The sequence below is a fragment of the Corynebacterium sp. SCR221107 genome (assembly GCF_027886475.1).
Taxonomy (GTDB): domain Bacteria; phylum Actinomycetota; class Actinomycetes; order Mycobacteriales; family Mycobacteriaceae; genus Corynebacterium.
Window position 1 is genome coordinate 551,873 of sequence record NZ_CP115670.1, and the last position, 14,163, is coordinate 566,035.

General features: G+C 59.5%; 14 protein-coding genes. 12 read left to right on the forward strand and 2 right to left on the reverse strand.

Features of this window, described 5'->3' with window-relative positions; translation table 11 throughout:
- The first annotated feature begins 95 nt into the window (after positions 1-95).
- The 10 genes from alr (at position 96) to groL (ending at position 10,242) form a co-directional block, all read left to right on the forward strand.
- Complete coding sequence (gene alr, locus PAB09_RS02625) at positions 96-1,199, forward strand: alanine racemase (RefSeq protein WP_271034537.1); 1,104 nt, start codon at positions 96-98, stop codon at positions 1,197-1,199.
- A gap of 415 nt (positions 1,200-1,614) precedes the next feature.
- Positions 1,615-2,100 carry a tRNA (adenosine(37)-N6)-threonylcarbamoyltransferase complex ATPase subunit type 1 TsaE gene (tsaE, locus tag PAB09_RS02630; protein WP_271034538.1) on the forward strand — a complete coding sequence of 162 codons (486 nt, stop codon included), beginning with the start codon at positions 1,615-1,617 and terminating at the stop codon, positions 2,098-2,100.
- A gap of 460 nt (positions 2,101-2,560) precedes the next feature.
- Positions 2,561-4,165 (forward strand): aspartate:alanine exchanger family transporter, encoded by a 1,605-nt coding sequence (locus PAB09_RS02635; RefSeq protein WP_271034539.1) that lies wholly within the window; start codon positions 2,561-2,563, stop codon positions 4,163-4,165.
- Positions 4,166-4,362: 197 nt separating this feature from the next.
- On the forward strand, positions 4,363-4,857 hold the full coding sequence (locus tag PAB09_RS02640; protein ID WP_271034540.1) for a hypothetical protein: 495 nt from the start codon (positions 4,363-4,365) through the stop codon (positions 4,855-4,857).
- Between the two features lie 156 nt (positions 4,858-5,013).
- Positions 5,014-5,706 (forward strand): tRNA (adenosine(37)-N6)-threonylcarbamoyltransferase complex dimerization subunit type 1 TsaB, encoded by a 693-nt coding sequence (gene tsaB / locus PAB09_RS02645; RefSeq protein WP_271034541.1) that lies wholly within the window; start codon positions 5,014-5,016, stop codon positions 5,704-5,706.
- On the forward strand, positions 5,703-6,242 hold the full coding sequence (gene rimI, locus PAB09_RS02650; protein ID WP_271034542.1) for a ribosomal protein S18-alanine N-acetyltransferase: 540 nt from the start codon (positions 5,703-5,705) through the stop codon (positions 6,240-6,242). The genes tsaB and rimI overlap by 4 nt, the downstream gene beginning before the upstream one ends.
- A 100-nt stretch (positions 6,243-6,342) precedes the next feature.
- Positions 6,343-7,404, forward strand: a complete 1,062-nt coding sequence (tsaD, locus tag PAB09_RS02655; RefSeq protein ID WP_271034543.1) for a tRNA (adenosine(37)-N6)-threonylcarbamoyltransferase complex transferase subunit TsaD — start codon at positions 6,343-6,345, stop codon at positions 7,402-7,404.
- A 200-nt stretch (positions 7,405-7,604) separates the two neighbouring features.
- A complete protein-coding gene (locus PAB09_RS02660) occupies positions 7,605-8,036 on the forward strand; it encodes a hypothetical protein (protein WP_271034544.1) in 432 nt (143 codons plus the stop codon).
- A 274-nt stretch (positions 8,037-8,310) separates the two neighbouring features.
- Entirely contained in the window at positions 8,311-8,607 is a 297-nt protein-coding gene (groES, locus tag PAB09_RS02665) for a co-chaperone GroES (protein WP_025251969.1), read from the forward strand.
- Positions 8,608-8,625: 18 nt separating this feature from the next.
- Entirely contained in the window at positions 8,626-10,242 is a 1,617-nt protein-coding gene (gene groL, locus PAB09_RS02670) for a chaperonin GroEL (protein WP_271034545.1), read from the forward strand.
- A 345-nt stretch (positions 10,243-10,587) separates the two neighbouring features.
- Here the strand turns inward: groL and PAB09_RS02675 are convergent, their stop codons facing one another.
- Entirely contained in the window at positions 10,588-10,890 is a 303-nt protein-coding gene (locus tag PAB09_RS02675; RefSeq protein ID WP_271034546.1) for a WhiB family transcriptional regulator, read from the reverse strand.
- Between the two features lie 671 nt (positions 10,891-11,561).
- Here PAB09_RS02675 and PAB09_RS02680 point away from each other — a divergent pair.
- Together PAB09_RS02680 and PAB09_RS02685 are read left to right on the forward strand one after the other, a co-directional pair.
- A complete protein-coding gene (locus PAB09_RS02680; protein WP_271034547.1) occupies positions 11,562-12,125 on the forward strand; it encodes a sigma-70 family RNA polymerase sigma factor in 564 nt (187 codons plus the stop codon).
- Between the two features lie 2 nt (positions 12,126-12,127).
- Entirely contained in the window at positions 12,128-13,075 is a 948-nt protein-coding gene (locus PAB09_RS02685) for a hypothetical protein (protein ID WP_271034548.1), read from the forward strand.
- 246 nt (positions 13,076-13,321) lie between these two features.
- On the opposite strand, the gene PAB09_RS02690 is transcribed toward PAB09_RS02685, so the two are convergent.
- Positions 13,322-13,702, reverse strand: coding sequence for a DUF5319 domain-containing protein (locus PAB09_RS02690; RefSeq protein ID WP_271034549.1), 381 nt, complete (start codon positions 13,700-13,702; stop codon positions 13,322-13,324).
- Between the last annotated feature and the right edge of the window lie 461 nt (positions 13,703-14,163).

Here is a 14,163-nt window from a genome sequence, read left to right on the forward strand (position 1 = left end):
TAAGCGCGCTACGTATAGCAATCACGCGCGCAAATGGGGGAAACGCGCGGGCTGTGAGTGAGTTTCTGACAACGGCAGTGGCACAATTGCAGGTTATGAACCTGCTTGAAACCCGCATCAGTTTGACAGCCATCGCCGCCAATACCGCTTTAATAAAGAAGATGGTGGCGCCAGCGAAGCTCATGTGCGTGGTCAAGGCGGATGCGTACAACCACGGTGCTGTGCAGGCAGCGCGCGTGATGGAGGAAAACGGCGCCGATCAGTTCGGTGTGGCCACTATCGATGAGGCGCTTGAATTGCGTGCGGGCGGGATCACCCGCCCCATCTTGTGCTGGATCTGGTCGACGACACAAGAAAACGAAGCCATTGCCGCCATCGAGGCGGGAATCGACTTGGCGGTGGTGTCGATAGCGCATGCGCGATTAGTGTCGGAGCTTTCATTACGGATAGCACCCACCCGAGTTACGGTGAAGGTGGATACGGGGCTGCACCGATCGGGGGTTGATGAGAAGGATTGGGAAGAAGTATTCACCATGCTTCGCGATGCCGAAGGCGTTGAGGTCACCGGCATCTTTAGCCATCTGGCCTGCGCCGATGAAGTCGATAATCCCTACAACGATCTGCAAGCAGACACTTTCCGTCGTGCCATTGCTTGTGGTCGAAAACTGGGCCTTGACCTTCCCATCAATCACCTGTCCAACTCCCCGGCCACGTTGACTCGGCCCGACCTGCGCTTCGACATGGTTCGCCCGGGTATTGCCCTGTATGGACTCGAGCCAGTTGCCGGATACGACCATGGTCTGCAGGAAGCCATGAGCTGGGTGGGTAAAGTGACCGTGGTCAAACCTATACGTAAGGGAGAGACCACCAGTTACTCGCGCACCTGGGCTGCGCCGGAGGATGGCTTCACGGCGGTCGTGCCCGCGGGTTATGCCGATGGGCTGCCGCGTGCGGCTCAAGGGCACCTACAGGTCACCATTGACGGCCATCATTACCCACAGGTGGGACGCGTGTGCATGGACCAGTTCGTCATTTTCCTGGGCAAGAATGAGCATGGCGTAGCTCCCGGAGATGAAGCCGTGATCTTCGGTCCTGACGGAGTATCATCCACGGTGCTTGCGGAGGCGATGGGGACGATCAATTACGAGCTGGTGTGTCGGCCAACGGGGCGCACGCGCCGGGTAGTTATCGGTGCGTAGTGTCTTTACGGATACCGGCCGCGATGTGCGATCCATGCGCGGCGATGGGCGTGGTCTGCTTGCGGTGAGGGCGGCGTCGGCAAGCAGGAGTCGCTGAGAACAACGTCCTTAGCTATTGGCAGCTATTGGCCTTTGTGCCTCGGGCCGACAATGCCCGTTGTCCACAGCAGTTTGAAATTAGTCAAACGTATGCATCGTCTCAACTATGCATAATGTGAATGAGTCAGCGGGCTTGTGGGGATATCCGGGCAACAAGCAAGAAACCTCCCCCAGTCTCAGAGGGTGTGGTGCAGGGTTTGAGGACACAAAGGGTAAACAACTGTAGGTAAGGTCAGGACGTATCAGTCCCGACTCGGTCAGGGGCGATGGGATCAACGAAGGTTTCATAAAATCCGTCAAGAAAAGGGAGGCCGCGATGAAGAAAGACTTTCCAACGCAAGGCAGCAAGCGCCTGGAAACTGCTGCAGATACGCAGAAGTTGGGTGAGGAACTAGGTGCGGTCCTAGAGGCAGGCGATGTGGTGATCCTTGATGGGCCATTGGGCGCAGGCAAGACTACGTTCACCCAAGGGCTCGCCCGTGGCTTGGGGGTTAAGGGGAAGGTGACCTCCCCAACCTTCATCATCGCCCGGGAGCATCGGAGCCTCGTAGGTGGAGCGTCGTTGGTACATGTGGATGCCTATCGCCTCTTGGAAGGCGGTGGCGATCCGGCCGGGGCGCTGGATTCATTGGATCTCGATACGGAGCTGGAGGAGGCTGTGGTTGTCGCCGAGTGGGGCGGCGGGCTGGTGGAACAGCTGGCGGATCGCTATTTGCTTGTGTCTTTCGATCGCACGACTGCGGTAGCAGAGGATCCTGAGTCGGAGGCGCGAATTGTTTCTTGGCGGGTAGTAGGTGAGTAGGGGGCTGCTTAGGGGTAGCGTCATTGCGCATAAGACGTGTCCTGCAATCGGTGAAAACTGCCGTCGAATCCCCGGCTATGTCTGCTGGCACAGTTGTGGCCGCAGGTAACAAAGAATGACCGTTAATGTGACTTTTCTTTCGTTTGTGGCTGCAAGTTGAATTTTTTGCACGATAGGCCCACAATAAAACGGAACTAATCGGGCACGAAGCAACGGTATTTCACAAATATCTGTGGGCAGTGTGGACTGTTTTAGCGACAAGCCATCCCCGTGCATGTCCCGATGACGACACCGCAAGACACCGAATTCACCCGGCACATATGTGCATGCGTGCTAATTGGCCTGTGTAACGGTCACCTTCAAAGACGTGGCCATGTACATGAAATGTGCTGCATGCAGGGGAATGTGGATCTTGCCTTGCCGCGGACCGGAACAAACGTTTTTAAGGAACCGTCACGCCATGCTCAGCTTCCTTGTGGGGCAACCGCTTCTTACTCTCATTCTTATTCTCGCCGTGGGACTAGCCCTTGGTAAGGTTCGTATCCTCGGCATTTCTTTGGGCGCCGCCGCCGTGCTTTTTGTGGCGTTGGCGGTCTCGACGATCGAGCCAGACCTGGCGCTGTCGCCGCTGTTGTATCAGCTTGGTCTTGCCATGTTCGTCTACGCGATCGGCCTGTCAGCGGGTGGGGAATTCTTCGCGGAGTTTCGGCATCGCGGGTGGAAGCTGTCGGTGTTTATGATTGTGCTCTTGCTGGCCATGCTGGGGTTGTCGTGGGCGTTTGCCAAGATGTTGGGGCTGTCTGCGCCGCTTGGCGCGGGCATGTTTGCCGGTGCTTTGACATCCACGCCGGGTATGGCAGCGATCGTGAACATGATGGCAGGCATCGACCCAGCGCAGTCAGCGACCCCGGTGGTCAGTTATTCGCTGGCCTATCCCGGTGCAGTGATCGGAACGATCGCGGTCGCCGCGGTGGGGGCGAAGATCCTCAAAGTCAACCACAACGAGGACGCCGTCGCCGAGGGAATGATCGCCAAGCCTTTGCAGTGGGCGGGCGTGCGCATCGGGCCCGGCCACAGTGGCACGATCGCCCAGCTGCCGACGCTGGCTGGCGAGGAGATCATTGCCACTCGCGTGGTTCACAGCCCGACCAATCATTCGCTGGCCGCGCCCACGGATCGCCTCTACGAGGGCATGGTGCTGGTCATCAACGGCACCCCTGAGGCAATTGAGCGCGCTACCGCGGTGTTGGGTGAGCCGGTTGAGGTGGAAATCGCCAATACCGACCTTGAGTATCGCCGCGTAGCCGTGTCGAATAAGAACGTTGTGGGGCATACGATCGGTGAGCTCAACACCGTGCGCTCCGGATTCATCATTGCTCGTTTGCGCCGCGGCGATTCCGATGTCGTCCCCGAACCCGACGACGTGCTGCAGTACTCCGACCGTGTTCGCGTGATCGCCCCGGCCAACCGCATGGATGAGGTCCGTAAGTTCCTCGGCGATAGCGAGAAATCGCTTGCCGACGTCGACCTGCTTCCCTTCTTCCTCGGATTGCTCGCCGGCTTGCTCATCGGACTTATTCCGGTTCCCCTCCCTGACGGAAACTCCCTGTCGCTCGGCTTCGGCGGAGGCCCGATCGTCGCCGGACTTATCTTGGGGTGGGCCAACCGCTCCGGCCGGATCCAGTGGCAGTTGCCCTATCATGCCAACCGAACCATTTCCACGTTCGGACTTGCCATCTTCCTTGCCGGTGTCGGCACCTCGGCGGGTGTGGGCTTCCGCTCCGCACTGACTGACCCCAACTCTTTGAAGGTAATGGCAGCCGCGGTCGTGGTCACGGTGGTCTCGGCGATAGTGTGCGCGCTGGTGACGATGAACCTGTTCAAGCTGCGCTGGGATGAGGCAATGGGGGTGGCCGCCGGTGCGACAACGAACCCGGCGATGATTTCCTACATCAACGGCCAGACGGGCACCGAACTAGCAATGCGTGGCTACGCCACTGTCTATCCCACCGCGATGATCGGCAAAATCATCGCCTGCCAGATCCTGTTGTTAATTTTGATGTAGCGGTAGTGTCCTTACCGATAGCAACCTCCCAGCATTCGTTCAGCTTCTTACCGGCCCTCTCGTGGGGCATAGGAAGCCTTCGCGCGATAGAGTAGGGAGGTCTTTAGCCTTTCTGCGTGCGCTCCCTGTCGATATTGCTCGATAATGCTTGGTAATTCTAGGGATGTGCACGCTAGCCTTGTCGAGGAGAACTCACTATGAAGCTCGGAACCACAGCCAAGCAGATCGTTATCACCATCATCGCCTTGTTCGCCATCGCCGTCGCTGGTTTGATCGGCGTGGGGCATAACGGTGGCGTGTCCGCATCCGAGAATGGTCCGTTGGAAAAGGCCCTCCATGGCATTTCTGCCAACGGGCTTACTGCAACGGGCATTGCTTTTGCCGACGTGTATGGCGAGAACAATGTTGCGGCTGCCGTTGCCTGCCCGGGCGAGACCACGGGTGCTATTTCATCGCGCCTAGGTGTGGATGTTTCCGGCATGCGCCTGGGAATCAATGGGGTTCCGGCGAACTATAACTACCTCATCGTGGCCGATCAGGAAGGCAATCTGACCTTCGACCGCATGTCCATCGACGATGTGGATCTGTGTTCCGCACAGGCGCAGTCGCAGTCGGGAGGCACCTACCGTGCCTACGACATCGTGCCTTTCGTTCAGGATCCGGAGTCCGGCGCCTGGGTTTTGGCAGCCTAGATGCCGCCCGGCTGCCCGAGAAGTGTGTGCCAAGGGTTCATTAGCTTTTTGTCGTCAGGCGTTTTTCAGTCCGTGGCCGCTTGATTTAACCCTTCGGCTTCTTCCTGTACAAGCACGTCTGCCGTTTGGCCTAGCCCTCGACTAGGCTGGGTAGACGTGCTTGTTCTTGCTATTGATACCTCTACCGCCGATCTCATTGTTGGCCTCGTGCGCACCGACGCAACGGCTGAAGGCGAAAGAAAGCTTGTTGGCCAGGTCATCGTCGAAGACTGCCGAAAGCACAATGAGCTGCTGACTCCCACGACGCTTTCTTTGCTTGCCGACGCGGGGCTGAGGCTTGCCGACGTCGATGCTATCGTTGTCGGTTGCGGCCCGGGCCCATTCACGGGGCTGCGGGTGGGCATGGCCACCGCGGCCGCCTTCGGGGACGCGCTGGGGATTCCAGTTTTCGGGGTATGCTCACTCGATGCCGCAGCCTACGGGATTGAGGGAACCGTATTGGTGGCATCGGATGCGCGCCGCAAGGAAGTGTACTGGGCTGCCTACGATGGGGGGCGTCGCGTGGCGGGGCCCGACGTCATACGGCCGGAACAGCTTGACCCCCAGGCCGGCGTGAAGGGATTTGATACCGTATCCATCACCCCCAGCCTGGCCTCTCGTTTGCCACAGGCACTGAAGGACTGCACGCTCGTTCATACCCGCCCGCTTCCGCTAAACCTTGTGGCTGTGGCCGATCTTTCCGCAACGCCCGGCCCGTTGGTGCCGTTATATCTGCGCCGCCCCGATGCCACAGAGCCGGCGCTGCGCCCGCAATCTCCTGCTATCCCGAAGGTAGACTTCGATCAATGACCACAGCCGATGGCCCAGGATCTGACAACGCACCACAGTTAGCGCGCGATGATGCCACCACACCGGTGCTGCGAGAACTCAGAGACGCCGATGCCGCGCGGTTGGCGCAACTCGAGCAGGTCTTGTTCCCCGGCGATAACCCGTGGACGGCCTCGGATTTCCGCTCAGAGATGAGCCAGCCGCATTCTTTCTATATCGGTATTGACGTCACCGCCCATAGCGAGACGGTGCTGGCCGGCTACGCGGGACTGGCGATGCTCGGCCCGCGTGAAGATCCTGAGTTTGAGATTCATACCATCGGCGTGGATCCGGCCTATCAGCGCCGCGGATTCGCCCGCCTGCTGATGGACAACCTCATGCACGTCGCCGATCTGCTCGGCGGGCCTGTGTTTTTGGAGGTGCGCACCGATAACGTCGCTGCGATCGCACTGTATGAGGCTTACGGATTTCAGCGGCAGGGAATCCGCAGGCGTTATTACCAGCCGTCGGGGGCGGACGCGTACACGATGCTGCGCCCCGCGCGTCCCCGAAGCTAGTTCGCTTGTCGTGCGGCAGTTGACGGCGGTCACCTTGGCGTCGTAAAGCAAATACAAGCGCAAGTTGGGTGCACGCGCACGGTGAGTAGACTCTATTTCCATGATCATCTTGGGAATCGAGTCCTCTTGTGACGAAACGGGCGTGGGCATCATCGACCTTGCCGACGACGGAACCATGACCATCCTTGCCGATTCGGTGGCCAGTTCCATGCAACAGCACGCGCGCTTCGGCGGTGTGGTTCCCGAAATCGCTTCCCGCGCCCACCTCGAGGCCATGCAGCCGGTGATGCGGGCGGCGCTTGAACAAGCGGGCATTTCTAAGCCCGATGCCGTTGCAGCCACCGTCGGGCCCGGACTGGCCGGCGCCTTGCTGGTCGGTGCCTCGGCGGCGAAGGCGTACGCGGCGGCGTGGGACGTGCCTTTTTATGGTGTCAACCACCTCGGCGGGCATGTGGCGGTAGCCAACTTGGAAGGCGAACCTCTGCCGCATGCCATCGCGCTGCTCGTCTCCGGCGGGCACACGCAAATCCTTGAGGTTGAGGCGGTCGGCAAACCCATGAAGGAGCTGGGTTCGACGCTTGACGACGCCGCCGGTGAGGCCTACGACAAAGTAGCGCGGCTGCTGGGACTGGGGTATCCGGGTGGGCCGGTGATCGACAAGCTCGCCGCCCGCGGCAACAAAAAGGCGATTGCCTTCCCGCGCGGGCTTTCGCGCAAGGATGACTTACGGGGCGAGCACCGCTTCGACTTTTCTTTTTCCGGACTCAAGACATCGGTGGCGCGCTACGTTGAGGCCGCCGAACGCAACGGGGAGGTCATTAGCGTTGAGGATGTCTGTGCTTCTTTCCAAGAGGCTGTCTGTGACGTCCTTACCGCTAAGGCGGTTGCCGCCTGCGAGGAAACCGGCGCGCGGGTATTGCTGCTGGGTGGGGGAGTCGCGGCCAACTCGCGGCTGCGCGAACTGGCACGACGACGCTGCGAGTCAAAGGGCATCGAGCTGCGGGTGCCACGCTTTAAGTTGTGTACCGACAACGGCGTCATGATCGCAGCCGTCGGCGCGCAGCTCATTTTCGAGGGTGCGCAGCCGTCCGGGCTGGGGATTGGAACGGATACCTCCTTGGAGGTGGAGATTCCCCTCGTGCTTGCGCCGGCTTCCGCGTAGGGATGCGCCGGGGTGGGTACGCCCACAAGGTGTACGCAAGGTGTCGCACACGTGAAATTTGGGTGCTCCGGTGGCGAGGTGGGACAAGGTGGGGTTAGCTCACAGACGAACTGTGGCCACGTGGCAACTTGGTGACCTGTCGGTCCAAGGATGCCGCACACGAAGCGCTGGCTGCTCCAATGATGTGTGGAGGACACCCCATGACCCGAGGCTTTCTGGTTTTTCCGGATCTCACTCACCGTTTGATCGATTTTGAGCTCAACCACGCTCAGCAATTCCTCGGCGGGCTCGACGACGGCCGCCTGTCGGTCGCCTTCCAAGAAGATGGCACAACCTATGCGGCGATGTATTCCGCGGCTGCGAAGTCGGAGGGTGCGGAGCCAAATCCGGTGGCCTCCCTTGGTCGCTCCGAGGCAGAGACCGGCGATTCCGCATTCTTTACCGACCCCGTGCGCGCGGTGTGCGGTCCCGTTATCTTTGTTGGCGCAGAAGGCGGTGACATCAGCGACGCCGATGTCGACCGTATCAAGGATGGCATGCGAGCGGTGCGCAATTATATTGAGGATCTTCCGGAGGAGTACGCGCTGTGGCGTGGTGCGGTCAAGAACCTGGGGCGATTGAATCTTGACTAGCATTGCGCAATAGCTTGCTTGTATCCCGGCGCCTTTTCGTGGTGCCGGGTTTTGCTTTCCGACGTCCACAGGCTCCACGGGGGTGCGGCCCAAATGGGCAGGATAGGCACGCAGGGTGTTCGCTTTGAGCTAACAATGTTGTCGGTTAGCACTCGCAAGGGTAGAGTGCCAATAGGTTGTCAAACACACAGTTGTTCACCCGCGACGACGGCTGTGCTGGATTTGCACGCAACCGGCACAAAATAAGAACGCTCTTATTCACGAAAGGATCATCGTGGCTAACGTCAACATCAAGCCTTTGGAGGATCGCATCCTCATCCAGATCAGCGAAGCTGAGACCACCACCGCCTCCGGCCTGGTCATCCCAGACTCCGCCAAGGAGAAGCCTCAGGAGGGCGTCGTTGTCGCAGCCGGCCCAGGCCGCTTCGATGGCGATGACCGCGTCCCGATGGACATCAAGGTTGGTGACACCGTTGTGTTCTCCAAGTACGGCGGAACCGAGCTGAAGTACAACGGCCAGGAGTACCTCCTGCTCAATTCCCGCGACGTGCTGGCCATCATCGAAAAGTAAAAGGCCGGTATTTCTTCCATGTCTAAGCTGATTGCATTCAACCAGGAAGCCCGCGAGGGAATCCTGAAGGGTGTGGACACGCTGGCTGACGCGGTAAAGGTTACCTTGGGGCCACGCGGCCGCAACGTTGTGTTGGAGAAGGCCTTCGGCTCTCCGACCGTGACCAACGATGGTGTTACCATCGCCCGCGAGATCGACGTTGAGGATCCTTTCGAGAATCTCGGCGCTCAGCTGGTCAAGTCCGTTGCCGTCAAGACCAACGATCTGGCAGGCGATGGCACCACCACCGCAACCCTGCTCGCCCAGGCCATCATCACTGAGGGGCTGCGCAATGTAGCCGCTGGCGCTAACCCGATCGAGCTCAATGAGGGCATCGCAAAGGCCACCGAGCACGTCATCGAGCAGCTCCAGTCCCGTGCCACCGAGGTATCCTCCTCCGCGGACATTGCCAATGTGGCCACCGTGTCCTCCCGCGACGAGGTTGTCGGCGAGATGGTCGCCGCTGCCATGGACAAGGTGGGCAAGGACGGCGTGGTGACCGTCGAGGAGTCTCAGTCCATCGACTCGTACCTCGATGTGACCGAGGGCGTGTCCTTCGACAAGGGCTACCTGTCCCCCTACTTCATCACCGACACCGACACCCAGCAGGCCGTCTTCGACAACCCGCTCGTGCTTTTGGTGCGCAACAAGATCTCCTCCCTGCCGGATTTCCTCCCGCTCTTGGAGAAGGTGGTGGAGTCCTCCAAGCCGGTCGTCATCATCGCCGAGGATGTTGAGGGCGAGCCGCTGCAGACCCTGGTGGTCAACTCCATCCGTAAGACCATCAAGGCGGTCGCTGTGAAGTCCCCGTACTTCGGTGAGCGTCGCAAGGCATTCATGGATGACCTTGCCGTGGTTACCGCAGCCACCGTCATCGACCCAGAGGTTGGCATCAACCTCAACGAGGCCGGTGCTGAGGTATTTGGTACCGCTCGTCGCATCACGGTCACCAAGGATGAGACCATCATCGTCGACGGAGCTGGAACCGCCGAAGCCATCGAGTCTCGTCGGGAGCAGATCCGCCGCGAGATCGAGATGACCGACTCCACCTGGGATCGCGAAAAGGCTGAGGAACGCTTGGCCAAGCTGTCTGGTGGTGTCGCCGTAATCCGCGTCGGCGCAGCCACCGAGACCGAGGTTTCCGAGCGCAAGCTGCGCGTCGAGGACGCCATCAACGCTGCCCGTGCGGCGGCGCAGGAAGGCATTATTGCCGGCGGCGGCTCCGCCCTGGCTCAGATCGCCGCAGGCCTGGACTCTTATGCCGAGGACTTCGAGGGAGACGTCAAGGTCGGCATCAAGGCCTTGGCTCGCGCTTTGAGCAAGCCAGCCTTCTGGATCGCCTCCAACGCAGGTCTCGACGGTGCGGTGGTTGTCAACCGCATCTCCGAGATGGACAATGGCTTCGGCTTTAACGCTGCCACTCTGGAGTATGGCAACCTGATCGAGCAGGGGATCATCGACCCGGTGAAGGTAACCCACTCGGCAGTCGTCAACGCCACCTCTGTGGCGCGCATGGTTTTGACCACCGAGGCTTCTGTGGTTGAAAAGCCGGTCGATCCTGCAGACGTCCCTGCCGCAGGTGTCCACCAGCACTAACTAAAACCTTAAGTAGTGCGCTGAAACAAAAACCAGCCAACGAGAGCGTTGGCTGGTTTTTCGCGCCTTCATTACGCATAGAACCCACAGCAGCTAAAAAAATCCCCTGTACGTTTCGCAGACCACTAGTGGCGGACAGTGAAAACGCGCGGGGGAGTCAGAATGAGGAGCTTAAGGCTCGATCGTCTGAAGAAGATAAAAGAGCACGAGGACAGTACTACTAGGCGAAAACATGGCCGAGGGGGATGCTTCCCTTTTGGGTTGTCACCTAGTAGTGCGCTGGCAGGGCGTGGCTACTTATATCCAGTGCTGGTGAATACACAATTCGCCGCTGGGGCGAGTGAACTATACAGTGATTTTTGGGCGGCTACGGTTGCGGCTTCGCAGGACCAGCTGACGCTCCGACTCGGAAAGCCCGCCCCAGATTCCGTAGGGCTCGGCGACCTTGAGCGCGTGTTCACGGCACTGCTGGAGTACGGGGCAGTCGTTGCAAATGGCCTTGGCGCGAAGTTCACGCTGCATGCGGGCGCGTCCGCGTTCGCCGTCTGGGTGGTAGAAGACGTCCGAATTCTTCCCGCGGCAAGCACCTCGAAGCTGCCAATCCCAAAAGTCAGCATTTGGACCCGGGAGCAGGTTTGGCTGGGTCATGTTCGTGGATTCTCCTTGAAATGCGCAAACGGTAGTGCGGGCGACGCACGGAGGGGTGTGCGCTGCTCACCTTGATGCGGTGCCAAGTTTTCACGGGAAAGGTAAACAAAGGGTGTCCCGTGGTTATCGACCCCGTGGCCAGCGTTGAAACGCTAGGCATTCTTCCTGCAGTTTTAGGGAACTACACTGTTGTGACCTGCACTTTCTTCCGTAAGTGAAAACTAGGTTAACTCTTTGGTGGGAGATAAAACAAGAGAAAAATTAGGCGAATATAAGGTCTTGCGCACCCGACGTGTATGCGTGTAAGTGGCCTTTGAACCTACCCGCAGGCAATCGCCATCCTTGGCAGTGGTACTGCCGGATGGTTGGAATCCTTCCTTCCAAAGTCCCGGAACGGGATCTCCTCGTGGTTGAGAAAAGTCGAAAACATAGCCGTTGTGCAAACGGCAAATAGTCGTGGTGGGGCTAGGTTTGGGCCAATGAAAGCCGGTGATTGCAATCCTTCAAAAGCAAGGGATGTGAGAGTTTGCGCACGCCAACGCTGCGGTTTTCGGGATAGTTACAGGTATATTGTTTGGGGTATGCGCGTGTGGGGGCATCGGTTTCGGTGTCCCGGCAAGGAGAACAAGTGATTGTGCGCCATCAAGGGTGCACTGGAGGTTTGGGCTGTCGTGAGTGATCGTGAGCAAGAGTTAGCGGAGCTTGTTCCGCTGGCTGCTGCCGGTGACCAGCGTGCCCTGCGCTTCGTCATCGACATTGTCTATCCTCTGGTGCTGCGGTACGCACGCGCGCGCATTTCCGGTGGCAAGCATCCCACGGCAGAAGACGTGGCCCAGGAGATTTGCTTGGCGGTGGCGACAAGCATCGGCAAGTTTGTGGATCAAGGGCGCCCGTTTATGGCGTTTGTCTATGGAATCGCCTCCAATAAGGTTGCCGATGCCCATCGAAGCTTTGCCAGGGATCTTTCCAACCCCACCGATGATGTTCCTGATGTGGAGATTGATCGTCAATCACCCGAGGAATATGCCCTGCTCAGCGATAGTAGTAACAAAGTTCGGCAGCTGCTCGATTTACTCAGTGAGAAGTCTCGCGAAATCCTTATCCTGAGGGTTTTCGTGGGGCTGAGTGCGGAGGAAACCGCACAGATCGTAGGAAGTACCCCCGGTGCCGTCAGGGTGGCGCAGCACCGAGCCCTTGCCACATTGCGCAAGGAATTAGAGCAGGAGACCAGCTAACCATGACGAATCGTCGTTTCGGAGACAAAGACTCCGAGCAGTTCCCGGTCACGGAGCTTATTGCGCCCGTGAACGCGGACGAGGCGTTTGTTAACTCCCTTGCAGCTGGGGATCAGTCCCTTCGTGGTACTGATCCGTTGGCTGATCTCTTTCTCGATTTCAAGGGCGAGTTGGATCGGGACATGCCCGCCCCGCCTACTTTGGCGATGTTGGGCTTAGAGGATGTGTCTGCGGATGCGCCGGAACCGCTTGCCGACGGCGCGCCGGCCGATTCCCATCCGGCGACCGATCAGTTCCCCGCCAATGTGGTTCCGCTTCGCGGTCGAGGCAAGCGTCTTTCGGCGCAATCCGGAGGAAAACGTGGCTTCCGCAGCAATTTCGTCTCCGGCCTCGTAGGGGCAGCGGCAGCGACTTTGGTCATCGCTGGCGGTGGATCGATGGTGGCCGGCGCGGGTGTGGATTCCCCGTTGTATGGGCTCAACCAGCGCCTTTTTGGGGGCACGTCCGAAACTGCTGTCGTCGAACTGGCCTCCGCGCTGGAACAAGTCGATAACCTCAGTAATGCCGGCGATGCCGAGGGGGCTCGTCAAGCCCTCGAGCAAGCCCGAGCGATTGTCGATGGCATGAAGCCCAAGGATCGTCCCCCAGCGCAAACCCAGGTGGATCGGGTGGAGGCCAGCTTGGTCAAGACCACAGAGACCGTCACGGTCACCGAGACCGCCCCGGCTGAGCCGACGACGGTGACGGTAGTCCAAAGCCCGGGCACCACGCCGACCCCTGTGGCTGAGCCGACGACTACGGCCGCCGCGCCGGTCGCTCCCGTGGCACCCGTCCAACAGCCCACCAGCTCGGCTCAGGCAAGCCCTGCCCCGAGCGTTTCGCAGCCGAATCAGGATCCGGACGCCACTGCCCCAGCTGTGCCGTTGGAACCTCCGGTGGTCTTCAACTAAGGGGAGCGGTAGCGTCACTACCGATAGCAAAAATTCTTCGCAGGCCAGTGCATTGCGTGTTACGAGAAGTGCCGAGACTCACTCAGTGGTCTCGGCACCTGTCTTTTCCGGCCGATTCCGCGCGCAACCACGCGGGCTGGAAGGTGCTCACAACGCCTGCGGCGAGGTGTCGGGTCGGGTGTGGGCGAAGAAAACCCCGATCACATTGCGTGGCAGGTGATCGGGGTTTGGTGTTGAAGCCGCGTGCTAGAAGCGTGGCGCGTTGAGTCCGTCGAGATAGCCCAAGCAGTAGTCCCACGGAACGTAGGCCTCGGGGCGTGGCTGGGCGCTGGGTTCGTGGACGGGGCCTAGTTCGCCCGCGAGGGTGGCGCGCATGTTGGCGGCCATGATTTCCCAGTCGTAGTAGTGGTTTTCCTGGCAGTCCTCGCAGAAGAAGAACACCCCGTCGATGCCGTGGGGTTGCAGGACACGTCGGAACTCGGCGGTGAGCGCGAGGTCTTGCTCAATCTGGGCGCGTTCCTCCGCGGTCAGCGGCGGCAACGGCTCGTCATCGTCTTCGAGAAAGGACGCCGGATCGTTGGGGTCATCGGCGAAGGGATCACGAGGCATCATTGGATCGAAGTTCACGCCACCTACTCTAAAGTGCCGAGATAGGAACTTTCAAACGAATATCGAAAAAGTCCCCGCCCTGACAAATGTCCTTGACAATCAGTTAGCTGTGTTGAAGGCAGCCTGTCGGCAGGTCCCACCAACGCATGCGGTTCCTTCTCGCTTGGTGCTTGCTTGTCGACGCATCTAGGGCATTACTCACGCCACGACACACCAATCACCAGCACTTCCAGACGGCGGGTGCGCGCAAGTAACGGCTGGTCGGGTCGGCGGCCGCGGTGGACGTCGGAAAGCAATAAGAACAACGTTTCCAAGCTTCACGGACGGTTTTATGACCTAGCGCGGGAAAACGGGCACAAAGTGGCGCGGACTATGATCGATTGCTGGGAAAACGCGAGTTGAACGGGGAAATCTAACCCCGAAAAGCACACCTATGTGTCGCGGATTCACGGGCGGGCATAAAGCGTACTACTCTTGTA